Annotated in this window: 22 protein-coding genes; 11 read left to right on the forward strand and 11 right to left on the reverse strand. The window is 69.7% G+C overall.

Annotated elements, in window-relative coordinates; genetic code table 11:
* Positions 1-12: 12 nt before the first annotated feature.
* Positions 13-1,062, reverse strand: a complete 1,050-nt coding sequence (locus ACIO3S_RS13370; RefSeq protein ID WP_400464094.1) for a LacI family DNA-binding transcriptional regulator — start codon at positions 1,060-1,062, stop codon at positions 13-15.
* Positions 1,063-1,210: 148 nt separating this feature from the next.
* Here ACIO3S_RS13370 and ACIO3S_RS13375 point away from each other — a divergent pair, with 148 nt between their 5' ends.
* Genes ACIO3S_RS13375 through ACIO3S_RS13390 form a run of 4 tightly spaced genes read left to right on the forward strand, consistent with a single transcriptional unit; the run spans position 1,211 to position 5,996 of the window.
* Positions 1,211-2,479: an extracellular solute-binding protein gene (locus tag ACIO3S_RS13375; RefSeq protein WP_400464096.1), complete on the forward strand. Its 1,269-nt coding sequence runs from the start codon at positions 1,211-1,213 to the stop codon at positions 2,477-2,479.
* 28 nt (positions 2,480-2,507) lie between these two features.
* A complete protein-coding gene (locus ACIO3S_RS13380; RefSeq protein WP_400464099.1) occupies positions 2,508-3,506 on the forward strand; it encodes a carbohydrate ABC transporter permease in 999 nt (332 codons plus the stop codon).
* Positions 3,490-4,368 carry a sugar ABC transporter permease gene (locus ACIO3S_RS13385; protein WP_400464102.1) on the forward strand — a complete coding sequence of 293 codons (879 nt, stop codon included), beginning with the start codon at positions 3,490-3,492 and terminating at the stop codon, positions 4,366-4,368. Before ACIO3S_RS13380 ends, ACIO3S_RS13385 begins: the two co-directional genes overlap by 17 nt.
* A gap of 14 nt (positions 4,369-4,382) precedes the next feature.
* Positions 4,383-5,996, forward strand: a complete 1,614-nt coding sequence (locus ACIO3S_RS13390) for a glycoside hydrolase family 13 protein (protein WP_400464105.1) — start codon at positions 4,383-4,385, stop codon at positions 5,994-5,996.
* Positions 5,997-6,089: 93 nt separating this feature from the next.
* Here ACIO3S_RS13390 and ACIO3S_RS13395 read toward each other — a convergent pair whose 3' ends face one another.
* The 3 genes from ACIO3S_RS13395 to cobA all read right to left on the reverse strand — a co-directional run bounded on the left by ACIO3S_RS13395 (position 6,090) and on the right by cobA (position 9,048).
* On the reverse strand, positions 6,090-6,893 hold the full coding sequence (locus ACIO3S_RS13395; RefSeq protein WP_400464108.1) for a TrmH family RNA methyltransferase: 804 nt from the start codon (positions 6,891-6,893) through the stop codon (positions 6,090-6,092).
* Between the two features lie 130 nt (positions 6,894-7,023).
* Positions 7,024-7,764 carry an NYN domain-containing protein gene (locus ACIO3S_RS13400; protein WP_400464111.1) on the reverse strand — a complete coding sequence of 247 codons (741 nt, stop codon included), beginning with the start codon at positions 7,762-7,764 and terminating at the stop codon, positions 7,024-7,026.
* 57 nt (positions 7,765-7,821) lie between these two features.
* Positions 7,822-9,048, reverse strand: coding sequence for a uroporphyrinogen-III C-methyltransferase (gene cobA, locus ACIO3S_RS13405; RefSeq protein ID WP_400464114.1), 1,227 nt, complete (start codon positions 9,046-9,048; stop codon positions 7,822-7,824).
* A 69-nt stretch (positions 9,049-9,117) separates the two neighbouring features.
* Between cobA and ACIO3S_RS13410 the strand changes: the two genes are divergently transcribed.
* A complete protein-coding gene (locus ACIO3S_RS13410) occupies positions 9,118-9,645 on the forward strand; it encodes a YbhB/YbcL family Raf kinase inhibitor-like protein (protein WP_400464117.1) in 528 nt (175 codons plus the stop codon).
* 50 nt (positions 9,646-9,695) lie between these two features.
* Here the strand turns inward: ACIO3S_RS13410 and ACIO3S_RS13415 are convergent, their stop codons facing one another.
* The 3 genes from ACIO3S_RS13415 to ACIO3S_RS13425 form a co-directional block, all read right to left on the reverse strand.
* Positions 9,696-10,358, reverse strand: a complete 663-nt coding sequence (locus tag ACIO3S_RS13415) for a response regulator (RefSeq protein WP_400464120.1) — start codon at positions 10,356-10,358, stop codon at positions 9,696-9,698.
* A 117-nt stretch (positions 10,359-10,475) separates the two neighbouring features.
* A complete protein-coding gene (locus tag ACIO3S_RS13420) occupies positions 10,476-11,117 on the reverse strand; it encodes an FMN reductase (protein ID WP_400464123.1) in 642 nt (213 codons plus the stop codon).
* Positions 11,114-12,289: an LLM class flavin-dependent oxidoreductase gene (locus tag ACIO3S_RS13425; RefSeq protein WP_400464638.1), complete on the reverse strand. Its 1,176-nt coding sequence runs from the start codon at positions 12,287-12,289 to the stop codon at positions 11,114-11,116. The genes ACIO3S_RS13420 and ACIO3S_RS13425 overlap by 4 nt, the downstream gene beginning before the upstream one ends.
* A gap of 162 nt (positions 12,290-12,451) precedes the next feature.
* Between ACIO3S_RS13425 and ACIO3S_RS13430 the strand changes: the two genes are divergently transcribed.
* From ACIO3S_RS13430 to ACIO3S_RS13440, 3 genes are read left to right on the forward strand one after another with little or no spacing between them, the layout of a single operon-like run.
* Positions 12,452-13,249, forward strand: coding sequence for an ABC transporter permease (locus ACIO3S_RS13430; RefSeq protein ID WP_400464126.1), 798 nt, complete (start codon positions 12,452-12,454; stop codon positions 13,247-13,249).
* Positions 13,242-14,069, forward strand: coding sequence for an ABC transporter permease (locus ACIO3S_RS13435; RefSeq protein ID WP_400464129.1), 828 nt, complete (start codon positions 13,242-13,244; stop codon positions 14,067-14,069). Before ACIO3S_RS13430 ends, ACIO3S_RS13435 begins: the two co-directional genes overlap by 8 nt.
* Position 14,070: 1 nt before the next feature.
* Complete coding sequence (locus tag ACIO3S_RS13440; protein ID WP_400464132.1) at positions 14,071-15,018, forward strand: ATP-binding cassette domain-containing protein; 948 nt, start codon at positions 14,071-14,073, stop codon at positions 15,016-15,018.
* Between the two features lie 12 nt (positions 15,019-15,030).
* Here the strand turns inward: ACIO3S_RS13440 and ACIO3S_RS13445 are convergent, their stop codons facing one another.
* Genes ACIO3S_RS13445 through ACIO3S_RS13455 form a run of 3 tightly spaced genes read right to left on the reverse strand, consistent with a single transcriptional unit; the run spans position 15,031 to position 19,209 of the window.
* Entirely contained in the window at positions 15,031-16,404 is a 1,374-nt protein-coding gene (locus ACIO3S_RS13445) for a condensation domain-containing protein (RefSeq protein WP_400464135.1), read from the reverse strand.
* Positions 16,385-17,827, reverse strand: a complete 1,443-nt coding sequence (locus ACIO3S_RS13450) for a condensation domain-containing protein (RefSeq protein ID WP_400464138.1) — start codon at positions 17,825-17,827, stop codon at positions 16,385-16,387. Before ACIO3S_RS13450 ends, ACIO3S_RS13445 begins: the two co-directional genes overlap by 20 nt.
* Complete coding sequence (locus ACIO3S_RS13455; protein WP_400464141.1) at positions 17,824-19,209, reverse strand: condensation domain-containing protein; 1,386 nt, start codon at positions 19,207-19,209, stop codon at positions 17,824-17,826. The genes ACIO3S_RS13450 and ACIO3S_RS13455 overlap by 4 nt, the downstream gene beginning before the upstream one ends.
* Positions 19,210-19,536: 327 nt before the next feature.
* Here ACIO3S_RS13455 and ACIO3S_RS13460 point away from each other — a divergent pair, with 327 nt between their 5' ends.
* Genes ACIO3S_RS13460 through ACIO3S_RS13470 form a run of 3 tightly spaced genes read left to right on the forward strand, consistent with a single transcriptional unit; the run spans position 19,537 to position 23,278 of the window.
* Positions 19,537-20,889 (forward strand): hypothetical protein, encoded by a 1,353-nt coding sequence (locus ACIO3S_RS13460; protein ID WP_400464144.1) that lies wholly within the window; start codon positions 19,537-19,539, stop codon positions 20,887-20,889.
* Position 20,890: 1 nt separating this feature from the next.
* Complete coding sequence (locus tag ACIO3S_RS13465) at positions 20,891-22,306, forward strand: hypothetical protein (protein ID WP_400464147.1); 1,416 nt, start codon at positions 20,891-20,893, stop codon at positions 22,304-22,306.
* A 30-nt stretch (positions 22,307-22,336) separates the two neighbouring features.
* Positions 22,337-23,278, forward strand: coding sequence for an alpha/beta hydrolase (locus tag ACIO3S_RS13470; RefSeq protein ID WP_400464150.1), 942 nt, complete (start codon positions 22,337-22,339; stop codon positions 23,276-23,278).
* On the opposite strand, the gene ACIO3S_RS13475 is transcribed toward ACIO3S_RS13470, so the two are convergent.
* The gene (locus tag ACIO3S_RS13475) at positions 23,258-24,814 is read right to left on the reverse strand and encodes an amino acid permease (RefSeq protein ID WP_400464153.1); all 1,557 of its coding nucleotides are present in this window, start codon (positions 24,812-24,814) and stop codon (positions 23,258-23,260) included. The two genes, ACIO3S_RS13470 and ACIO3S_RS13475, sit on opposite strands and share 21 nt — an antisense overlap.
* Positions 24,815-24,845 lie beyond the last annotated feature (31 nt).

Below are 24,845 nucleotides of genomic sequence, written 5' to 3' on the forward strand. Positions count from 1 at the left end.
CGCTCCGGGCGGTCAGGGGTTGACGCGCGGACCGGAGGCCGTTGAGCCCCTCACCACCAGCTCGGGGTGGAAGACGAACTCCGAGTGCGGGGTGCCGGTGCCGGCGATCTCGTCGAGGATGGCGCGGACCGCGGCCTGCCCCATCGCATGGACGGGCTTGCGAACGGTGGTCAGCGGCGGGTCGGTGAAGGCGATCAGCTGGGAGTCGTCGTAGCCGACCACGGAGATGTCCTCGGGGACCCGCAGGCCGCGCGACCGGGCGGCACGGATGGCGCCCAGCGCCATCATGTCGCTCGCACAGACGATCGCGGTGAACCCCTCGTCCAGGAGCTCGGAGGCCGCGGCCTGGCCGCCTTCGAGGGTGAAGAGGGAGTGGCGGATGTGGCCCTTCTCGATCTCCTCGGCGCTCAGACCAAAGCGGTCGGACATGGTCGCCACGAAGCCCTCGATCTTGCGCTGGACCGGGACGAAGCGGCGCGGGCCGACGGCCAGGCCGATCTTGGAGTGGCCGAGCGTGGCGAGGTGGGTGACGGCGAGCTGCATCGCCTCGCGGTCGTCGGGCGAGATGAACGGCGCCTTGACGTCGGGGGTGTAACCGTCGAGGAGGACGTACGGAACCCCCTGGGCGCGCAGCTTGTCGTAGCGCGTCATGTCGGCGGTGGTGTCCGCGTGCAGACCGGAGACGAAGATGATCCCGGTGACGCCGCGGTCGACCAGCATCTCGGTGAGCTCGTCCTCGGTCGAGCCGCCAGGGGTTTGCGTGGCGAGCACCGGGGTGTAGCCCTGGCGGGTCAGTCCCTGCGCGATGACCTGCGCGAGCGCGGGGAAGATCGGGTTGTCGAGCTCGGGCGTGATCAGGCCGACCAGCCCTTCGCTGCGCTGGCGCAGCTTCACCGGACGCTCGTAGCCGTGGACGTCGATCGCCGCCAGCACCGCCTCCCGCGTGGCCGCGGCGACCCCGGGCTTGCCGTTGAGGACGCGACTGACCGTCGCCTCACTCACGCCCGCATGGGCCGCGATGTCAGCAAGACGGGCAGAGGCTGGTGTTATGGGCACGGTCACATCATGCCCCCTCCCTACACGGCCTGCAAGAACTTTCAGAAAGTTTGCAACTTTTGCTGAAAGGCTCTTACATTCTCCTCGACGCGGGGTTACCTTCGTCACACCACCGGGCGGATTCCTTGCCCGGCCCCATATCGAAGGAGAACTCATGCGACGTGGCATCGTGGCCATCGCAGTGGCGGCATCGCTCGCCCTGGCGGCAACGGCATGTGGCGGTAGCAGCGGCGACAGCAGCGACGGCCCGGTCACCATCACCTGGTGGGACACCTCGAACGCGACCAACGAGGCGCCGACGTACCAGGCCCTCGTCAAGGACTTCGAGAAGGCCAACCCGGACATCAAGGTCAAGTACGTCAACGTGCCCTTTGACCAGGCACAGAACAAGTTCGACACCGCGGCCGGCGCCAGCGGCGCTCCCGACGTACTGCGCGCCGAGGTCGGCTGGACGCCTGCGTTCGCGCAGAAGGGCTTCCTCGCTCCCCTCGACGACACCGAGGCGCTCGAGGAGAAGGACGCCTTCCAGCCCAACCTGATCAAGCAGGCCGAGTTCGACGGCAAGACGTACGGCGTCCCGTTCGTCACCGACACCCTCGCGCTGGTCTACAACAAGGCGCTCTTCGAGAAGGCCGGCATCACCGAGGCGCCCACGACCTGGGACGAGCTCAAGGCCGACGCCGCCACGATCAAGTCCAAGACCGGTGTCGACGGCTACTGGGGCTCGACCTCCGCCTACTACGCGCAGCCGTTCCTCTACGGCGAGGGCACCGACACCGTCGACGCCGAGGCCAAGAAGATCACCATCTCCTCGCCTGAGGCCAAGAAGGGCCTGACCACCTGGCAGGGTCTCTTCAACGGCGAGGGCCTGCACAAGGCGGACACCACCGCCGACGCGTACGCCCACATCCAGGACGCGTTCGTCAACGGCAAGGTCGCCGCGATCATCCAGGGTCCCTGGGAGATCACGAACTTCTACAAGGGCTCGGCGTTCCAGGACAAGAACAACCTCGGCATCGCCACCGTCCCGGCCGGCTCGACCGGCGAGGCCGGCGCTCCGACCGGCGGTCACAACCTGTCGATCTACGCCGGCTCGGACGAGGCGCACCAGGAGGCCTCGGCGGCGTTCGTGAAGTTCATGACCTCGGCCGAGACCCAGGCCCAGATCGCGCTGAAGAACTCCACGCTGCCGACCCGCGACGACGCCTACACCGACGAGGTCAAGGCCGACCCGGGCATCGCCGGCTTCCAGACGGTGCTCCCGGCCGCCCAGCCGCGACCCGAGCTGCCCGAGTACTCCTCGCTGTGGGGTCCGATGGACCAGGAGCTGCCGAAGATGGCCTCCGGCGCCGAGACCCTCGACAAGGGTCTGGCCACGCTCGAGACGGCCTTCGCCGACCTGCTGCCCGACTTCTCGAAGTGAACCTGAGCCAGGAAGACCACGTCATCCGATGACTCTGACAGCACCAGCGCCCGCCGCCGAGACCCCGCGGTCTCGGCGGCGGGCGCCCCGCCCCCTCCAGCGCGCGCGAGACTCCTACCGCCGCTACTGGTACGCCTACGCGATGGTCGCGCCCGTCGTGATCGTGCTCGGCGTGCTCGTCGGCTACCCGCTCCTGCGCGGCTTCTACCTGACCCTGACCGACGCCAACAGCCTCAACTCGGCACGCACCATCGGCGTCAACACGATCGACGCGACGTACAAGTTCATCGGTCTGGACAACTACGCCGAGATCCTGTGGGGCCCGGCGGCGTACGACCGCTTCTGGTCCCACTTCGTGTGGACCATCGTCTGGACCGTCACCTGCGTCGTCCTGCACTACGCGATCGGCCTCGGGCTGGCGATGCTGCTCAATCAGCGGCTCCGCGGACGCGTGGCGTACCGCCTGCTGCTGATCCTGCCCTGGGCGGTGCCGACGTTCGTCACCGTCTTCGCCTGGCGGATCATGCTGGCCGACGCCGGCGTCATCAACTCGATGCTCGACACGATCGGGCTCGCCTCGCCGAGCTGGCTCGAGGACCCGACCTGGCAGCGTACGGCCGCGATCATGGTCAACACCTGGTGCGGCGTGCCGTTCATGATGCTCTCCCTGCTCGGCGGGCTGCAGTCGATCGACGAGAACCTCTACGAGGCGGCCGAGATCGACGGCGCCAACGCCTGGCAGCGGTTCCGCCACGTCACCCTGCCGGGGCTGTCGTCGGTGAGCTCGACCGTCGTGCTGCTCGGCGTGATCTGGACCTTCAACCAGTTCGCGATCATCTTCCTGCTCTTCGGCAACACCGCGCCGGACGCGCAGATCCTGGTCACCTGGGCCTATCGACTCGGATTCGGGCAGCAGCCTCGCGACTTCGCCATGTCGGCGGCGTACGGCGTGCTCCTGCTCGCGATCCTGATCGTCTTCACGTCCTTCTACTACCGGTGGTTGAAACGCAATGACCAGCTCGCCTAGCCTCAACGCGCCCAGGACGAATCAGCGCCGCCGAGGAGAACTCGGCCCGGTCGCGCGGGTGGGCACGCACGTGACGCTCACGGTGGCGTCGCTGATCGCGCTCTTCCCGATCGTCTGGCTCGTCTACCTGTCCCTGGGACCCGACAAGGACGACTACCTCCACCCCGGCGGGATCTTCGCGAAGGCGACACTGGACAACTACTCGTTCGTGCTGACCAACACCGCCTTCTTCAACTGGCTGTGGTCGACGCTGGTGGTCGCCGGGGGCACGACCCTTTTCGGCGTGATGTCGGCGGCGACGACCGGCTACGCGGTCTCCCGGATGAGGTTCCCCGGTCACCGGCCGCTGATGTGGGTCCTGCTGCTGACGCAGGCGTTCCCGATCGCGGTGCTGATCGTGCCGATGTACGAGATCTTCTCCCAGCTCCGCCTGGTCGACTCGCACCTCGGCCTGATCCTGGTCAACTGCACCACGATCGTCCCGTACTGCTCCTGGCTGCTGAAGGGCTACTTCGACACCATCCCGGTGGAGCTCGACGAGGCCGGCATGATCGACGGACTCACCCCGTTCGGTACGTTCTGGCGGCTGATCCTGCCGCTGGCTCGCCCGGGTCTCGCGGTGGCCGCGTTCTACGCCTTCATCACCGCCTTCGCGGAGGTCGCGTTCGCCTCGACGTTCCTGCTCGACGACTCGAAGTACACCTTCGCGGTCGGGCTGCAGAGCTTCGTCAGCGAGCACGACGCGCAGTGGAACCTGATGGCTGCCACCGCTGTCCTCATCGCCATCCCCGTGACCGTCTTCTTCTATCTCGTCCAACGACATGTCGTCACCGGTCTGACCGCCGGCGGCGTCAAGGGCTGAAAGGTTTTCTGTTGATGTCCTCCGAGTGGTGGCGTGACGCCGTCATCTACCAGGTCTACCCCCGCAGCTTCGCCGACAGCGACGGCGACGGCACCGGTGACCTTCCCGGGATTCGGTCCCGACTCCCCTACCTCCGTGACCTGGGGGTGGATGCGGTCTGGCTGAGCCCGTTCTACGCCTCGCCGCAGGCCGACGGGGGCTACGACGTGTCCGACTACCGGGCGGTCGACCCGCGGTACGGGACGCTGGACGACGCTCGCGCGCTCATCTCTGCTGCCCATGAGCTGGGGCTCAAGATCATCGCCGACATCGTCCCCAACCACTCCTCCTCGGAGCATGTGTGGTTCCAGCAGGCCCTCGCCGAAGGGCCGGGGTCGCCGATGCGGTCGCGCTACCACTTCCTGCCCGGAAGAGGCGAGAACGGCGAGGAGCCGCCCAACGACTGGGACTCGATCTTCGGCGGTCCGGCGTGGACCCGGGTGCCGGACGGCGAGTGGTATCTCCACCTCTTCGCCCCCGAGCAGCCCGACTTCAACTGGAACTCCCCCGAAGTCGCGGCGGAGTTCCTGGACATCCTGCGGTTCTGGCTGGACCTCGGCATCGACGGCTTCCGCATCGACGTCGCCCACGGCCTGGTCAAGGCCGAGGGCCTGCCGTCCATCGGCCACTCGGACCAGCTCCACCTGCTCGGCAACGATGTGATGCCGTTCTTCGACCAGGACGGCGTCCACGAGATCTACCGTTCGTGGCGCCGGGTTCTGGCCGACTACCCGGGCCGGATCTTCGTCGCCGAGGCGTGGACGCCGACGGTGGCACGTTCGGCGAACTACGTACGCCCCGACGAGCTGCACCAGGCCTTCAACTTCGAGTACCTCGACACCGCCTGGGACGCCGCGGCGCTGCGCAAGGTCATCGACAGCTCCCTGGACGCGATGCGTCCGGTCGGCGCTCCGGCGACCTGGGTGCTCTCCAACCACGACGTCACCCGTCACGCCACACGCTTCGCCAACCCGCCCGGATCGGGGACCCAGATCCGCACCGCCGGGGACCGGCCTCTCGGGCTCCGGCGCGCACGCGCGGCGACGCTGCTGATGCTCGCGCTTCCGGGATCGGCGTACGTCTACCAGGGCGAGGAGCTCGGCCTGCCCGACGTCACCGACCTGCCCGACGAGGTCCGCCAGGACCCGTCGTTCCACCGCGCCAACGGCCAGGACGGCTTCCGCGACGGCTGCCGGGTGCCGCTGCCGTGGACCCGCTCCGGCTCGTCCTACGGTTTCGGCGACGGTGGCTCCTGGCTGCCGCAGCCGGCGGAGTGGGGTCAGCTGAGCGTCGAGGCCCAGGCGGGTGTCGAGGGTTCGACCCTCGAGCTCTACCGCTCCGCCATCCGCACCCGCCGCGACGTCCCCGGCCTCGGTGCCGGCGACGCGGTGACCTGGCACGACGAGGCACCCGCCGGTGTCCTCTGGTTCGAGCGTGACGGCTTCGCCTGCACGGTCAACACCACCAAGGAGCCCGTACGCATCGCCGCCCCCGGCCGCGTACTCCTCTCCTCCTCGGGCCCCGTGCCCGTCACCGACGGCACCGCCGCCCTCCCCGGCGACACGACCGTCTGGTGGCAGCTGGTCTGAGATCCCGGCCGAGTCCGCAGTTGTGGACGCTGAATCTGTAGTTGTGGGCGACGAAAGTAGATCTTCGTCGCCCACAACTACATTCTCGGCCGGTCAGCGGCGGGCGGTGACGTAGCAGGCAACGGCGGTGGCGGCGGCTACGTTGAGGGAGTCGATGCCGGCGGACATCGGGATGATCGCGCGGCGGTCGGCGGCCTGCTGCCAGCGCGGAGAGATGCCGTGACCCTCCGAGCCGAGGACGAGGGCGACCTTGTCGACGCCCTCGACGGCCTTCTCGATGTCGACGGCGTCGTCGGCGAGGGTCAGGGCGACGGTGGTGAAGCCGGCGGCGGAGAGGGACGGGAGCGCTTCGTACCAGTCCGGCAGGCGGGTCCACGGCAGCGCGAAGACCGCACCCATCGCGACCTTGATCGAGCGGCGGTAGAGCGGGTCGGCGCAGCGTGGCGCCAGCAGCACCGCGTCGAACCCGAGCGCGGCGCCCGACCGGAAGATCGCGCCTACGTTGGTGTGGTCGACGATGTCCTCGAGCACGAGGACCGAGCGCGCACCAGCCAGCACCGAGTCGACCGACGGCAGCGGCCGCCGCTTCAGGGAGGCGAGTGCACCGCGGTGCACGTGGAACCCGGTCACTTCCTCGGCGGCTTTCTCGCTCATCACGTAGCACGGCGCATCCGACGACTCGAGCACATCGGACAGCCCGTCGAGCCACTTCGGCGCCATCAAGAACGAGCGCGGCTCGAAGCCTCCGGCCACGGCCCGGCGTACGACCTTCTCGCCTTCGGCCAGGAAGAGCCCCTCGGACGACTCCAGCGACTTCCGCAGCTCTACGTCCCGCAGGTCGCGGTAGTCGGCGAGTCGGGGATCGGCGGGGTCAGAGATCTCGGTCAGGTTCGCCATGTCCGCACAAGAGTAGGTCTGGAGCTCGAGCCACGCCATTCGAGCAAAGAAAAACCCGCCCTCACGTGGAGGAGCGGGTGGATGTCTCCTACTCTATGCCCTGCTGCTCCTCGGAACAAGCCGACACCGCTTACCAGTCCTTCGGCTTTCGATTCCTCCCAACCGGATCAGGCAACTGGTGGCGTTGGAAGTCAGTTGGACCCAGTTGCCTCCACCAGTGGCGTCCCACGCCATCGCCAGAGCTGCCGCGCAGCGCGCCCGCCAGCTGTCCAGGCTGAGGGTTGATGGTTCCGACCGGAACCTGTTCCCGAGCCAATCGCAGCGGAAGGGCCAGGTCGGAGTCGTTCGTGATCACGACCGCAGCATCCACCGCTTGGCTGAACACATCGCGAAGCAGATGCGCCGCCACGTTGACGTCAGATCCCTTCTCTTCCCTACGACGAACGGTCGCAAGGATGATGTCATCGCCCGTGACGTCATCCTGCGTACGCTTCAGAGGCAGCGCCGGGTCCAGGATCTCGCTACCGTTCGACACATAGAGCCGCGGCCGCCGCGACCGTCCTGACGGTGCCGCCAATGGTGCCGCCTTGGCCCACGAGACGTACCGCCCTTCCTCCACGTGATCAACCGATCCATGTTCGAGGAGTGCACGGATATACACGTCCTGGTCGACCCGAGCGGACGGTGAATCGGCCTGGTTCACTCGCGCGGTGCAGTAGACGACACGCTGGACGTCCGCACCGGGCCACCCCAGGTACGGCGTGACCATCGCTCGAATGTCGAGCCAGCGCCAGCCAGCTGTCGAACGGCCGCAGTGCCCGCGAGCCCCGTAGTAGAGGTTGTACGCATCGACATACACACCGACCCTCACTAGATGACCATAGACCCATACTCATGGCAACGAGTCGACGCCGCGCCGACCATGCGGCTAGAAGGAGTCCGGGTGGGCGACGCGGACGACCTCACCGACGACAATGATCGCCGGGGGCTGGACGTTCTCGTCGGCAAGTGTCTTCTCGAGGGTCTCGAGGGTCGCCAGGACCGTACGCTCCGTGGGCATCGTGCCGTCGCAGATGACGGCGACGGGGGTGCCGGGCTCGCGGCCGCCATCGAGAAGGGCGGTTGCGATCGCGGGAGCGTTCTGGACGGCCATCAGGAGGACCAGGGTGCCGCCCAGACCGGCGACGGCGGACCAGTTGGTCAACGAGGTGGGGTCGCCCGGGGGGACGTGGCCGGAGATGACGGCGAACTCGTGCGCGACGCCGCGGTGGGTCACGGGGATCCCGGCGACGCCGGGGACCGTCACCGGCGAGGTCAGGCCGGGGATGACGTGGACCGGGACGCCGGCCTCACGGCAGGCGAGCACCTCCTCGAAGCCACGGCCGAAGATGAAGTTGTCGCCGCCCTTGAAGCGCGCGACCGCCTTCCCCTCCAGGGCAGCCTCGACGATGATCCGGTTGATCTCCTCCTGCTGGGCCGAGCGGCCGCGAGGGAGCTTGGCGACGTCGACGAGCTCGACATCGGCGGGCAGCTCGGAGAGCAGCTCCCGTGGCGCCAGCCGGTCGGCGACGACGATGTCGGCCTCCATCAGGGCCTTGCGGCCGGCCACCGAGATCAGCCCGGGGTCACCCGGGCCGCCGCCGATCAGGGTCACACCGGGCACTCGCTGACGCTCGTGCGGAGCGATCAGGTCACCGGAGCGCAGCCCGTCGAGGATCCGGTCACGCACGCCTGCCGAGCGCCGCGGGTCGCGGTTGGCCAGCACGGCGATGGTCAGGTCGCCGTCCTGTCCGGTCGCCGGGGTCCAGGCGGTGGCCTGCGTGCCGTCGTCGGAGCGTACGCAGAAGATCCGTCGCTCCTCGGCGGCGGCCGAGATCTCCTCGTTGACGTCGGCGTTCTGGGTCGCGGCGATGACGTACCAGGCGCCGTCGAGCACGTCGGCCGAGAAGCGGGCCTGGTGCCAGGTGATCTCGCCCGAGCCGAGCAGCCCCTCCAGGGCAGGGGTCAGCGACGGCGAGACGACCTCGACCCGCGCCCCCGCGGCGATCAGCGCCGGCACGCGCCGTTGCGCCACCCGGCCACCACCCACGACGACCACCCTCCGCCCCTCCAGGATGAGGCCGGCGGGATAGGGAACGGCATGCTCAGAACTCATGGGTACATCCTCGCCCAACACCGGGGTGCGGCCTGACAACGGGTCGATTCGCGGACTACGTTGGTGGACATGGCACTCGATCGTCCGGTGAAGCCGGATCCCTACTCCCTCATGCCCGCTCTCCCCTCCTTCACGCTGACCAGCGAGGACGTGACCGACGGCCAGCCGCTGAAGCAGGACCAGGTCTACGACGGTGGCAACACCTCCCCGCAGCTCAGCTGGAGCGGCGCGCCGGAGGGGACGAAGTCGTACGTCATCACCTGCTTCGACCCCGACGCGCCCACCCCCAGCGGCTTCTGGCACTGGGTACTGGTCGACGTCCCGGCCGACGTGACCGAGCTGCCCGCCGGTGCCGGGGCCAGCACCGCCGAGCTCCCGGGCAAGGCGTTCCACGTCGCGACCGACTTCGGCACCAAGGACTTCGGCGGCGCCGCTCCCCCGGCCGGCGACCAGGTCCACCGCTACTACTTCGTCGTCCACGCGGTCGGCGAGGAGACGCTGGGCGTGGACGACGGGGTCACCCCGGCCGTCGTCTCCTTCAACCTGGCGTTCAAGGCACTGGCCCGCGCCGTCGTGGTGGGCACCTACCAGCACTGAGTTCCGACGTGGGAGTCCTGAGGTCACCGGGTGACCTCAGGACTCCCACGTCAGCCGGATGCCAGGTGGGTCAGCAGCGTCGGCGTACGCCGGTGCTCGACGTCCCGGGACAGCCCGAACGCGAGGAACATCTCGCTCAGACACCGCTCGAACTGCCGCCTGCCGCTGAAGAGCCTGCTGATGATCGCGCGGTCGGGGTACCCGGCGTGGATCAGGCCCAGCACCTCGCTCTGGCGCATCGTCAGCCTCGCGATCGCATCGGGATCGGCATCCGGCGACGCCTCGACCATCCGGGAGATGACCTCCGGGTCGACGACGACCTCGCCCGATGCCACCCTGCCGACGACGTCGAGGAAGTGCGGGACGGTGCGTACGCGAGACTTGCGCAGGTAGCCGAGACCGCCGGTGCCGGTGCTGGCGAAGACGGCGGCCGCGAAGGCCGTGTCGACCGAGTCGGCGAGCACGACGACGCCCATCTCCGGCACCTTCTCGTGCAGCCGGAGGGTGGCGCTGATGCCCTCGTCGTCCGGGCCCAGCCGGGCGTCGGTCACGACCAGCGTGGGCAGCGTGTCGGTCGCGGCCTGGACGAGCGCCTCGGCGTCGCCGGCGTCGGCGACCACCTGGTAGCCACCACGCGCGAGCAGGGCGGTGAGTCCAGCACGAAGGAGAGGCGACTCGTCGGCAACGACGACGCTCGGCTCATAGCTGGACACAACGGCTCCGCTCGGTGCTGGGGGTAGCGGTCGAGACGCATTCTGTCGCACTTCCCCGCAAACCCCCGGTATCTCGCGCCCGTGTTCACATCGGCAGCCGAAGGGAACCCCGTCCGGTCAGAACTCCGGCGGCCCTTCGGAGGCCCGCTTGAGCAGCGTCTCGAAGGACGTCGGGTTGGCGAACTCGTCCTCCACCATCGTCCGATGCGGCGCCGGGGTGGGCGTGCCGCCCACGGCCAGCAGGGCAGCCAGTTCGGCGGCGGCACGATCGACCCGCTTGGGGAGCTCCGGGCCGCCGGCGAAGTCCTCGGTGGCGGCGAAGACCCCGGTCGGGACGACCACCGCGTGCAGGTAGGCGAAGAGCGGCCGGAGCGCGTGCTCGAGCACCAGCGAGTGCCGGGCGGTGCCGGCGGTCGCGGCGATCAGGACCGGCTTCGCGTCCAGGACGCCCTGCTCGAGTACGTCGAAGAACGTCTTGAACAGGCCGGAGTAGGACGCGGAGAAGACCGGTGTCACCGCGATGACGGCGTCGGCACGCCGCACCTGGTCGATGGCCGACTGGAGCGCCGGCTTGGCGAACCCGGTGAGCAGGTTGTCGGTCAGCTCGTGGGCCAGGCCGCGCAGCTCGACGTGCTCGACCTCGACCTCCGCGCCCCGGGCCTGGACGGCCCGGGTCGTGGCGTCGCCGAGCATGTCGGCGAGCAGCTTGGTCGAGGACGGGACCGACAGCCCCGCGGAGACGACGACGATCCGGGTCACAGCTCCCCCTCGAGCACCTTGGCGACCTCGGGGTCGCTCAGGTCGCGGTCGGAGGAGCCGGTGGCGGAGTCGCCCTCGGCGTAGACGGTCGAGTCCTTCGCGCCGCCGGCCTTCTCCACCAGGGAGGCGTGGGTCGGGGCGTCCGGGACGCCGGGCTTGCGCAGCTTCGCGAACTCCGCGTGCAGGGTCGGCAGGATCTCGCCGTAGAGGTCCAGCTGCTCCAGCACCGTCTTCAGCGGCAGTCCGGCGTGGTCGAGCAGGAAGAGCTGGCGCTGGTAGTCACCGACGTACTCACGGAACGAGAGCGTCCGCTCGATGACCTGCTGCGGCGAGCCGACGGTCAGCGGGGTGGCCTCGCTGAAGTCCTCCAGCGACGGACCGTGACCGTAGACCGGGGCGTTGTCGAAGTAGGGCCGGAACTCGTTGATCGCGTCCTGGGAGTTGGGCCGCATGAAGAACTGCCCGCCCAGCCCGACGATGGCCTGGTCGGCGGTGCCGTGGCCGTAGTGCTCGAAGCGCTGCCGGTAGAGCTGCACCATCTGCTTGGTATGGGAGGCCGGCCAGAAGATGTGGTTGTGGAAGAAGCCGTCGCCATAGTACGCAGCCTGCTCGGCGATCTCGGGCGAGCGGATCGAACCGTGCCAGACGAACGGCGCGACGCCATCCAGCGGCCGCGGCGTCGAGGTGTAGCCCTGCAGCGGCGTACGGAACCTTCCCGACCAGTCCACCACGTCCTCCGACCACAGCCGGCGCAGCAGGGCGTAGTTCTCGATGGCCAGGTTGATGCCCTGGCGGATGTCCTTGCCGAACCAGGGGTAGACCGGGCCGGTGTTGCCGCGGCCCATCATCAGGTCCACGCGGCCGTCGGTGAGGTGCTGGATCTTGGCGTAGTCCTCCGCGATCAGCACCGGGTCGGTGGTGGTGATCAGCGTGGTCGCGGTGCTCAGGATGATGTTCTCGGTCTTGGCACCGATGTAGGCCAGCGTGGCGGTCGGGTTGGATGCGATGAACGGCGGGTTGTGGTGCTCACCGGTCGCGAAGACGTCCAGGCCCACCTCCTCGGCGTGCTTGGCGATCTCGACGGTGGCCTTGATGCGCTCGTTCTCCGTCGGGGTCCTACCGGTCGTCGGGTCCATCGTGACGTCACCGACGGTGAAGATGCCGAACTGCATACCCATGGTTCCCTGCCCCTTTCGTGGACTCTTCCACGATAGTTGAAATCCGAACTACTCGGCAAACAGTTGCTGCGTCAACGTTATTCCAGGAAACCCCTTGGCGTACGCAGGCCCTCCTGTGCCAACGTACGTCAGGTGTCCGGGGCGCTGCATCCACAGTTGAGTCTGTACGCCGCGATCGCGACCAGCTCGTTCCGCCGCTACTCCACCTACACCGCGGCCACGCTCGCCGGGATCTTCACCAACTCGGTCTTCGGGATCATCCTCAGTTTCGCCTATCTGGCGCTGTGGGAGCAGAACCCGTCGGCCGGCGGCTACCAGGCCGACCAGGCGGTCACCTTCGTCTGGATCGGGCAGGCGCTGCTGATGACGATCGCGCTGTGGAGCGGCGGCTCGACCGACGACCTTGCCGAGCGGATCCGCAACGGCGACATCGCCGTCGATCTCTACCGTCCCGTCAGCGTCCTCGGCTGGTATCTCGCCGCCGACCTCGGCCGCGGGCTCTACCACTTCGCGACCCGAGGCGTGGCGCCGACCATCGTCGGCGCGCTGCTCTTCGGGCTGGTCATGCCCTCCCCCGCCGGCGCGGTCGCGTTCCTGGTCAGCGTCGTCCTCGCGGTGGTGGTCAGCTTCGCGGTTCGCTTCCTCTTCGCCGCGAGTGCGTTCTGGCTTCTGGACGCGACCGGTCCGCGGGTGCTGCTGAGCGTGCTGGCCACCTTCTTCAGCGGGCTGACGCTGCCGCTCAACCTCTTCCCCGACGGTCTGCGCCAGATCGCGCTGGCGCTCCCGTTCGCCTCCTACATCCAGACCCCGGCCGACATCTGGGTGGGCCGCCACACCGGGCTCGACCTGCTCGCCGCGATCGGGCTGCAGGTGCTGTGGGCGGTCGTCCTCCTCGGCGTCTGCGCGCTCGTGCTGCGTGCCGCGACCCGCAAGGTGGTGGTCCAGGGTGGTTGAATCTCGACAGGCTCGATCACCCGCGACGGAGGCGATCCGTTCCTACTGGCTCATCGCGCTGCTGTGGATCCGGGCGGCGATGGCCTATCCGGTCTCGTTCTGGACGATGACGGTCGGTGGCGTACTGATCACCTTCCTCGACTTCGTGGCGATCTGGCTGATGTTCAGCCACATCGACACCTACGGCGGCTTCACGCTGCGCGAGATCGCCCTGCTCTACGGGGTCACCTCGATCGCGTTCCGGGTCGCCGACATGCTGGTCGGGAGCGTGGAGAAGATCGGCCGATACGTACGCAGCGGCGATCTCGACGCGATGATGACCAAGCCGGTCCCGGTGCTGGTGCAGCTGTGCGCCGACCGGTTCGAGCTGCGCCGGCTCGGCCAGATCGCCCAGGGCATCGCGGTGTTCGTGTGGGCGGCGCCGATCGTGGACTGGAACCCGCAGCGGCTGCTGGTGCTCGTGGTGGCGCTCGTCTCGGGTGTGGTCATCTACTTCTGCGTCTTCGTGACGTTCTCGACGATCCAGTTCTGGACCACGGACGCCTCCGAGTTCGCCAACGCCTTCACCTACGGCGGCAACACGATCATGCAGTATCCGATGACGATCTTCCCGCGCGAGGTCGTCCGGTCGCTCACCTACCTGCTGCCGCTGGCGTTTGTGAACTGGTATCCGTGCCTGTTCCTGCTCGGCCGCACCGACCCGTACGGCGCCCCGGACTGGTTCCGGTTCGCCTCGCCCCTGGCCGCGTTGGCGCTGGTCGGTCTGACCGCGCTCGTGTGGCGCCAGGGGCTTCGTCGTTATCGATCCACCGGGAGCTGATGTGGCACTGATCGAGGTGCGGGACCTTTCCCGAGACTTCACGATCCGCAAGAAGGCGGGTCTGTTGAGACGTACGTCGGTGGTCAGGCACGCCGTCCACGACCTCTCCTTCGAGATCGATGCCGGTGAGATGGTCGGCTACATCGGACCCAACGGCGCCGGGAAGTCGACCACGATCAAGATGCTCACCGGGATCCTGGTGCCCTCCGGCGGGTCGGCGCGGGTGGCGGGCCTGGAGCCGTCTCGCCAGCGCCGGGAGCTGGCCAGGCGGATCGGAGTGGTCTTCGGGCAGCGTACGTCGCTGTGGTGGGACCTGCCGCTGCGCGACTCCTTCGAGCTGTTGCGGCGGATCTACCGGATCCCCGACAAGACCTTCCGCCGCAACCTCGAGGACCACGTCGCGCTGCTCGACCTCGGCGACCTGATGGACACCCCCGTGCGACAGCTGAGCCTGGGTCAGCGGATGCGCGGCGACATCGCCGCGGCGCTGCTCCACGACCCCGAGATCCTCTATCTCGACGAGCCGACCATCGGTCTCGACGTCATCTCCAAGGGGCGCCTGCGGGAGTTCCTGCGCGCCCTCAACCACGAGCGTGGGACGACCCTGATGCTCACCACGCACGACCTGCAGGACATCGAGGCGCTGTGCGACCGGGTCATCGTCATCGACCACGGCACCGCCGTCTTCGACGGCCCGCTACCCTCCCTGCGAGCCAACGGCGACGCCTCCCGCACCCTCGTCGTCGACCTCGTCGACGAGGCCTCCCCCATCGCCATCGACGGCGCTCGGGTCGTGAAGGTCGAGGGTCCCCGCCAGTGGCTCTCCTTCCCCGCCGGCGCCTCCGCCGCGCCGCTGGTCGCACAGGTCGCCGCTGCGTACGACGTCGCCGACCTCTCCATCCACGAGCCCGACATCGAGGACGTCATCCGGCAGCTCTACGCGCGCTGATCCTGGCGGGACTCAGGGCTCAGCGCGGAGGACGGCGAGGTCGTCGGGCTGGCGGGAGAGCTCGGCGAGGGTGTGGCGCAGGCGGTCCAGAAGAGCCTCGACGGACGCTGCGGCCACCGCGGTGTCGGGGTAGCGGACGCGGACGGCGAGGCCGGTGTGGGTGCGGGAGAACCAGATCTGTACGTCGTCGGCCAGGGTCGAGGCGGAGATGTGCTGCGCGTCGCGGTCGAGGTGGGCCGAGCCGCCGGGGACGTGCCGGTAGTCGACCCAGGAGACGACGAAGACGTCGTTGCGGGTCTGCACCAGCGGCTCGGTGAGCGAGCCGAGGACCTGGTCGAGCGGCACCGACCCGAGGCGTACGCCATGACGGACTGCGTCGCCGGCCTCGGCCAGGCCCACGTCGGTGAGCGAGGCGGGGACCGTGAGCGGGACGGTGGTGGTGTACCAGCCGATCGAGCGGGTCAGGGCTTCCGCGGAGCGGGTTGAGACCGGCGCCATCGTGTCCAGCCGGTCACCGCCGCCGAGGTCGGAGATCGCGGTGGCGAGGGCCGCGAGCACGGCGGCGTACGTCGAGGCACCGCTGATGCGGGCGCGGGTGCCGATGCGGTCCATCAGGTCGGCGTCGGCCAGCGGGGCAACGGCGGTGGCCTGGGCGGCCCGCTCGCCCGGCTCGAGACCGAGCGGCAGCGGGAAGGTCGGCAGCCGGTGGCCGCGGCCGCCGAGGAACTCACGCCAGCCACGCAGCAGCGGGTCGTCGGCGCCGACCCAGGCGGGGCCGTCGGTTCCCTCCGCGGCGGCTTCGAGGAACGACCTCACCGGCGGCAGCGACGGCTCGTCGCCGCCCTCGGTGAAGGTGGCGTAGAGGTGGGCGAGCTCCTCGACCGCGACCGCGACCGAGTGGGCGTCACAGTGCAGGTGATCCATGCCGAGGACGATCGTGGAGCGGTCGGGGCGGGAGATCGCGGCAGGCAGGAAGGCTGGATAGGCGAACGGCCCGCACCGCTCATCGAGGGCGGCATGCAGCACGGCGCGGGTCTCCTCGACGGTGCTGGTGTGGCCGACGGAGGTCACCGACCACGTGAGCGTGCCAGGGTGGTGCCGGCGGGCCTGGAGCTCCTCGGACCCGGCGACGACCTCGAGCTGCAGGCTGCCGTGGCGGGCGAGGAAGGCCCGCCAGGTGCGCGACAGCGCGACCGGCTCGATGGGGCCGTCGACGTCGAAGGCGGCGGCCAGCCATACGGTCGGCGCTCCGGCCAGCGCGCCGGCGAGGTGGTTGCGCTGGTTGAGCGAGAGCTCGGCGGGCGCGCCGTGGGCCGGAGCGGAGAGGTCCCAACGGAGCAGCGTGCCCGGCCGGGGCTCCCACAGGTCAGCGGTCGTGACCAGCATGTCCGGTCCCGATGATCTGGTCAGCATCGACTGGACGTACAGGCAGGCCGAGGTCGGCGAGCACGTCGTGCACTGCCTCGAAGTAGGTCGCCACGGCACGCCCGCCCTGGGCGGTGTCCGGACTCTGCGTGACCACTTCGAAGCGGTCGACGAAGCGGTTGACCCACAGGCTCGCGTTGGCGGTGCGGCCCTCGCCGGTGAAGTGCAGTCCGGTGTCGAACGGGGTGGTCCCGGCGCCGGGGAACTTGCGTACGTCGAGGTAGGAGACCATCTGCGGGCTGGCCAGCTCGGTCGGCGCGAGCACCCCGCCGGCGACCATCGCACCGAGCGCGACGTGGACCGGGGTGCGGGCCAACTCGCGGGCGGTGCCGAAGGCCTTCTCCGCCGCGAGCACGGTCTCGGGGAAGGTCTCCCCCAGCGCCATCGAGACGGGAGCGAAGTTGCAGAACCAGCCGTGCGACGTCGCGGTCTGCTGCGACCGGGTGCCGAGCACCGTGATCCCCAGATAGTCCGAGCTCCCGGTCAGGCGCTGCTCGGCATGGGCCAGGAGCGCGAAGACGCCGCTGGTGAACCGGCCGCCGGCCGCACGGCAGAGCTCCTCGAGCTCGTCCACCGCGTCGCCCTCGAGCGCGGTCCAGGACCGGATCCGGACCGGCGCGGTCTCGCCCGGGGCCAGCCCGAGGTCGACCGGGAACCGCGGCAGCCGACCGCCATGACGCGAGACGATGTCGACCCACTCGCGCACCGCCGGTGTCTCCGCGTCGCACTCGGCGGCGAGCTGCTGCTCGGCGGCTGCGTACGTCACGAAGCTGTCGGCCTCCGGCAGGTCCGGCGACGGGGCACCCAGGGCCGCGGCGTAGGCCGCGCCGAGCTCGGCGGGGACCATCAGCTGCGAGGCGCCGTCGGTGAAGGCGTGGTCGCAGCCCCAGAAGTAGGTGAAGCCCTCCTCGCGCACGATCGCGCCGAGCAGGAACGGCGTCCAGGAGTCGGGGCTGCACTGCTCGTCCCACAGGCTGACCAGAAGCTCCTGCCAGCCACCGGACCAGTCGGCGGGCGCCTCGACCTCGACGGCCTCAAAGGCGATCGCGTCAGCCGGTACGAGGTGGCGCACCGGCGTGGCGCCGGAGAGGTCGAACCAGGTGCGCAGCCCCTCGTGACGAGCGACGAACGAGGTCAGCGCCGCGACGTAGGCCGACTCGTCGAAAGCCACGTCGAACTCGCCGCAGGTCCCGGTCCAGGCGCGGTGCACCCCGCCGGCGGCGACCTTGGCCCGGTAGGCGTTGAGATGGTCGGCCTGCAGGAACGAGGGAGCCCCGGGAGAGACGGGCGCCGCGTCGGCCGCGGCGCGGCACTCGGCCGTCGGCCGCAGCACGACCACCCGGCCCGGCGCCGGTGCCAGCTCCGCGAGCCCCGCGATCCTCATGCGGTGCCCTCCAGCTCGGCGGCCTCAGGGCGCGCGATCTCCTCCAACAGCGCGCTCATCCCGCCGATCAGGTCGCGCACGACCCGTTCGGCGGCGACCGTCTCCGGGTAGCGCGTCGAGACGTTGAGACCGTCCCGGTCACGCACGAGCCACAGGTAGACCTCGTCGTCGGCGCGGACGGGTGCCCGCAGCGTACGGGCGTCCCAGGCGTTCCAGCGCTCGGCTCCGGCGATGAAGCGGGTGTCGACGAAGGTGACGACGAAGTGCGGGGCGTCGTCGACGCCGAGCAGGTCGGCGACCCGCGCGAACGGCTGCGGGACCAGCGGCTTCGCCGCGGCGAGCGCGGCCTGGACTCGGCCGGCGACCTCGGGCAGCGTGGTCGCGCCGGTGATGTCGAGGGTGATCGGGACGAGGCCGACGTACCAGCCGACCGCGGCGGCGTGCTCGGCGGTGTAGCGGGTGTGCATCGGCGCCACGAAACGCATCCGCTCCACGCCGTGCTGGGCGCGCAGGACGTACGCCATCGCGCCCATCATCCCGGCCTGGAAGGAGACACCGGCGCTCTTGCACAGCTCGCCCAGGACCCGGGCCTGGCGGGGGTCGCCGAGCCACTGCGACAGGCTCGCCTGCGGCAGCGGCTCCGCCGAGGCGGGTACGTCGGTGATGCCCGTGACCGGGAAGTCGGCGAAACGAAGTCCCCCGTCAGGACCGGTGAGCCAGTCGCGCCAGACCTGCACCGACTCGCTCTCCAGCGACATCGTCTCGCCGGTGACCCGCTCGGCGGCGGCGTGGTCGATGTGGCTGCCGGTGGTCGCCGCGGACAGCTCCGCGAACGGCTCGCCGGCCAGCGCCCGCTCGTAGAGCGAGGCGATCTCCTCGAACCAGAGCAGCTGGGAGTAAGCGTCCATGACGCCGTGGTCGGCGCCGAAGACCAGGGTGAAGCCGTCGGCGTCGGCCACGGTCGCGAAGACGACGTAGGGCCAGGCCGAGGGGTCGATGTGATCAGCGAGGAAGTCCGAGATGCGGCCGCGGGCGTCCTCGCCGTCGAACCGGCCGAGAACGGTGGTGCTCACCGACACGTCAGCAGCCGCGACCGCACGACGGCGCCGGCCGGCCGGTGTCTCCTCGACGGTCCCGCGCAGCGCCTCGTGACGCCCGATCCAGGCGCGGAGCGCGAGGCCGAGCGCCTCGGTGTCGAGCTGCCCGGGCAACCGCATGATCGAACCGATCCAGGAGCCCGCCTCGGCGGTGTCGAGGTGCAGCTCGTGGTTGTGGGACAGCCGGCGGTCGTCGTCGACCCAGGCACCCGGCTCCGCAGCGGGGATCCACGCGGTCACCTCGCCCGGGGGTACGTCGTACGCGGACAGCTCGGTGTACTCCATCGGAGGTGGAGTTCCTCTCTGAGGTGGGGGGCTCGTTGCGGCAAAACGTCTTCTCGGGGACCCGAACGAACCTCAAGAACGCCGTAGCCCGAGAAGGCGACCCGCCTGGGACGACAGCGATGTCGTCCACGTCGCGGCCTATTGTGCACACAGGTCCGCCCCCGAATTCGACCGCCCCGGACGTGGGAATCGCCACACTTCTTAATTGCCCCCGGGGGTTTACATGACGTATCAAACTCCGATTGACTCCTCCCCCTGCGCGCGCTATCGCTGTGTGATCTCGCCGGGCCTCTGCCCGGCCGCCCGCCAATCTCGAGGACTCCCCCCATGCCCGTTGCCACCCGTGCACCGATCGACAACTCCGGCCGCCTGCAGTTCGCCGACGACCTCTTCGCCCGCCGCCATCGCGGTCTCGGAAGTCCGATCGCCAACCAGTGGATCTGGCGGCTCAACAGTCCCTACGACGCCGACCGGCTGCGCTACATCGCCGCCGGCCTGGCCGAGGGCGGGCTGTCGCGGAAGCTGCACCGGGCGAAGTTCCCCGGAGCCCGCGACCTGTGGACCAACGCCGACCGCGAGCCGTCGCTCGAGCTCTACGAGGAGGTCCTCCCCGTCGCCGAGGTCACCGACTGGCTCCAGGAGCGTCACAGCGACCACCTCGACCCGCACGAGGGTCTGACCTACCGGCTCACCGCGATCAACCTCGACGACGGCACCTCGGTCGTCTCGATGCTGCTCGCCCACGCCGTCGGAGACGGCGGCTCCGTGCTCGACGCCGTGTGCCGTGCCTCCCGCGGCGAACCGCTGCGGCTGCCGCCGGCGCCCGCCAAGGGCTGGGACCGCCTCCGTGCCGAGGCCGCCGACAGTCGCGCGCAGTGGCGCGCCGTCCGTGACTGGACCAAGGCCCGCCGGCAGGCGAAGAAGGACGGCACCGCGGCTCTGGCCACCAAGGCGCCCCGCGTCTACCCGGAGGCCGCCCCGAACCCGGCGCCGGAGACCTGGCGGATGCCGCGGATGATCACCGAGTTCGACACCGAGACGATGACGAAGATCGCCGCCGAGCACGGCGGCTCGACCAACGCCTGGTTCATCAACGTCGTCGCCGACCTGCTCGTCCGCATCGACCACGTGCCGCTCGACCGGGGCGACGTCCCGGTCTCGCTGCCGATGAGCGACTTCCAGCCCGGGGACGTACGTTCCAACTCCACGCGCGTGGCCATGGTCGAGGTGCCCCGTGACGTGCTCGACAAGCGCGACCTCGCCGAGATCAAGAAGCTCTCCAAGGCGGCCTACATCCGCCTCGGCCAGGCCGGCCCGGGGCTGGTCCCGGTGCCGCTGGCGATGATGCAGATGCTGCCCGACGCCGTGCTCGACAAGCTCCCGCAGCCGCCGGCCGCGGCGTGCATGGCCTCCAACCTGCCCCAGCTCCCCGACGACTACCGCTACGCGATGGGTGTGGACGTACGCCTCGTGGCCGGACTCGCTGGCTACCAGAACGCCACCGCCCAGGATGCCTACGACGTCGGCGGCGGGATCATCGCCTGGCTGATCCAGTCGGGGCCACGTACGACGCTCAACCTGGTCGCCGCCGAGCCCGACCGTGTGCCCGACCTGGACTTCCTGAAGAGACTGGTCGTCGAGGAGCTCGGCTCGTGGGGTCTGACCGCCGAGGTGTGGTGACGTGCCCCGGCCCGAGATGCTGTCATCGCTGCCGCCCGCGAGCCTCGGCGCCCGCCCGGCACCGTTCGCTCCCGAGCGCACCAACCGGCTGACGTACGACGACGAGGTCTTCCTCCGCTCCGCGACCGTGATCGGCGTCCCGGTCGTGGCCCAGACCGCCTGGCGGTTCCCCACCGAGATCCCGATCGAGGCGGTCCAGGACCTGGTCGACGAGCTGGCCGAGGGCCCGCTCAACCGCCTCGTCGTACGCCCCAAGGTCATCGGCGCGCGCTCCCGCTGGGTGCCGGCGACGACCGCCGAGCCGGTCCACCTGCACCCCGACCGGATCAAGCCCGACCAGGTGGTGGCCTGGCTCGACAGCACCGCCGACGAGGTGCCGTTCGACCCGGTGAAGGGCCCGCTGTGGGCGTTCTTCATGGCCCACACCACCGACGGCGGCACGGTCGTGGCCTACAACGCCTCCCACATCGTCTGCGACGGCGGGATGAAGCTCGGCGCCGTGATCGCGGCCGTACGCCGCCAGCGCCTGCCGCGGCTCCCGGTCTCCGAGGCGGAGCCCGAGGTCACCCGCAGGGACGACCGGCGCGACGCACGCACGATGGCACGCGCCGCCGTTCGCGGCCTCCGGGAAGCCCGGAGGGCCGGGAAGCTCCCCGTGCTGGAGGCCCAGTCCTCCGAGAAGCGGCCGGTGCCGGCCCCGCAGCCCGACGACGACGTCGTCCACGAGGTCGCCGACGCCACTGCAGACTGCCCCGTCACGGACTGGAACGCGGCCGCGGAGCGGGCCGGTGGCACCGCCAACGCGCTGCAGGTCGCGATCTCGGTCGAGGTCCTCCTCGAGGCCGGGATCGTACGCCCCGGCGAGCCGGTCAAGATGTCGCTGCCCGTCTCGCTGCGCGGCGAGGGCGACCTGCGCTCCAACGCCACCTCGGGTGTCTCGATCGCGGTCGAGACCGAGCTGCGCGACGGCGTCGGCCGGGTCACCGACCTGGCTCACATCCGGGAGCGGTCGAAGCGGGAGTTCTCCGCGCTCTTCAAGGGCACCCGCCCCGACCCGATCGCCCACATCGCGCCGCTGGCGCAGATGATCCCGGACCGCCTCGCGAAGCCGCTGCTCAAGAACGTCGTCACGCCGCTCGGTCTCGCCTCCAACCTGGGCCGGCCCGACCCCGACTTCGTGGCGCCGTTCGGCGTCGCCGCCGAGTCGGTCGTCTTCCGTGCCCTGGCGCTCGGCGCGACCCGCGGCGGGCTGCGCCGGATGCGCGGCGGGGTGACGTCGTGGTGGTGCGAGGTCGGGGACACCTGCAGCTTCGGTATCCGCGCGCTCGACCCCGACGCGGTCCCCGACTCCGAGCGGCTGAAGGAGATCGTGACCACCGTCTACGGACGCTGGGGCCTGGTGCCGACCTTCTGGTGATCCAGCGCGGCCTGGTGAGAGGATGCGTTCATGACGATCGACGTACTCGGTGAGCCCTACACCGTGGAGACCATCGACCTCGCGGACGACTTCGAGGGCACGGTCGTGGCCACGCTGGTCAAGCGGCCGGCGGACGGCGACGCCAAGGGCGCCGTCCTCTACGTCCACGGCTTCTCCGACTACTTCTTCCAGAAGGAGTACGCCGAGTGGTGGACCGCCCGCGGCTACGACTTCTACGGCCTGGACCTGCGCAAGTACGGTCGCTCGCTGCGGGAGCACCAGTCGGGAACGTACGTCGGTGACCTGGCCGAGTACTTCGACGAGATCGACGCCGCTTGGGAGCGGATCACCGAGCGCGACGGCCACTCGCACATCATGCTCAGCGCCCACTCCACCGGCGGGCTCACGGTCTCGCTGTGGGCCGACGACCGCCAGCCCGACGCGCTGGCCGGGATGGTCCTCAACTCGCCGTGGCTCGACCTGCAGGGCTCGTTCCTGCTGCGCTCGGTCGCCAGCCCGGTGGTGCGCCGGGTCGGCCACCGGGCCCCGATGCGCGAGCTCGGCCGCGACGTCAGCGGCTTCTACACCATGTCGCTCCACGTCGAGCACGACGGCGAGTGGGAGTTCGACCTCGGCCTCAAGCCGGTCGGCTCCTACCCGATCCGGCTCGGCTGGCTCAAGGCGATCCGCGACGGCCACGCCCGGCTCCACCGCGGTCTGGACGTGAAGGCTCCGGTGCTGGTGCTCTCCTCCGACCGCTCCAGCAAGCCGAAGGCGATGGGCGAGCTCGTCCACTCCACCGACATCGTCCTCGACGTGCGCCAGATCCGCCGCTGGTCGACCGCCATCGGCAGCCACGTCACCTACATCGCGGTCCCCGGGGCGAAGCACGACGTGATCCTGTCGCGCCCCGAGGTCCGCAAGCAGGCCTACGCCGAGATCGAGCGGTGGCTAGCGGCGTACGGCGTCTGAGTCGGTTGAGTCGAGGGTCGTCTTCGGGCCCTTGAACCACCTGCGCGCCGAGAGCCGCCACCACAGCGCGAGGAGGACCAGCGAGCCGACGGTGAGGATCGGCGCGTAGTTGACCGACGCCCAGGAGAAGTCGTCGCTGGTGATCCAGCCGGAGGGCACGAACGGCAGGACGAAGTAGACCGAGATGATCGCGATCTCGGCGACGGCAACCAGGTTGAGCCACTTGTAGTGCTTGCCGAGGGTCCACTGCCCGGTCTCGAAGGCATCCCCGGCCCGCCAGCGCAGGAAGATCGGGATCGCGAAGGCGAGGTAGAGGCCGATCACCGCGACCGAGGTGATCGCGTAGAAGGCCAGCGGGATGCCGCCGACGCCCCACAGCGCGGGAAGCGTGATGACCGCACCGACGACCGCCACCAGGAGCACCGCGTTCACCGGGACCTTCCTGGTCGGGCTGACCTTCGCCCACAGCGACGAGCCGGGCACCGCCCCGTCGCGGGCGAAGGCGTACGTCATCCGGGAGGCGCTGGTGAGACAGGCGGTGGCGCAGAAGAGCTGCCCGGCGGTGGAGATCAGCAGCACCACGAAGTGCCAGGAGTCCGGCAGCGCCTGACCGAAGATCACGTCGACCGCGCCACCGCCCGCGCTCACGCCCTCCGGGTCCTGGACCGCGAAGAGGAAGGCCAGCAGCAAGACGTACCCGCCGACCGCGGAGTAGAAGATCGAGCGCCAGATGCCCTTCGCGGCACCGTCGGCCGCGCCCTGGGTCTCCTCGGAGAGGTGGGCGGAGGCGTCGAACCCGGTGATCGTGTACTGCGTCAGCAGGAACCCGAGCGGGAGCACCAGGAACCAGTACTTCGCGTCGGCATAGCCGGAGTTGTTGATCCGCTCGGTGAAGACATAGGCGAAGCTCTGGTGGTCGTCCGGGACGATGACCAGCACCAGCACCACGATCGCGGCACCGGCGACGTGCCACCACACCGAGATGTTGTTGATGACTGCCAGCAGGTGGCTGGAGTAGATGTTGGCGAGCGCGGCCAGCACCAGGATGACCAGGAAGATCAGGTAGACCCGGCCCAGGGAGTAGCCCGCGGCCCAGCTCTCGCTCAGGGTCGAGAGGGTGAGGTCGAGGAAGGTGGCGGCGCCGTACGCGACGCTCGCGGTCACCGCGAGCAGGCCGATCAGGTTGAGCCACCCGGTGAAGAAGCCGGCCGCCGGGCCGCCGAGCTTGGCCGCCCACCAGTAGATGCCGCCCGAGGTCGGGTACGCCGAGACCAGCTCGGACATGGTGAACCCGATGATCAGGATGAGGCCTGCGATGATCGGCCAGCCCCACGAGATGGCCACCGGTCCGCCGTTGTTCCAAGCCTGGCCGAACGTGGTGAAGCACCCGGCCAGGATCGAGATGATCGAGAACGAGATGGCGAAGTTCGAGAACCCCGACCAGGTGCGGGACAGCTCCTGCTTGTAGCCGAGACGGGCGAGATGTGCTTCGTCGTCGAGCTGGGTCGGCTCGACGGTTTCAGGTGCCTCGGACATGGCACGCCTCCGGATTCCGTGGGGGTGGATG

It is taken from the genome of Nocardioides sp. NPDC087217, assembly GCF_044744805.1.
Lineage (GTDB): Bacteria > Actinomycetota > Actinomycetes > Propionibacteriales > Nocardioidaceae > Nocardioides.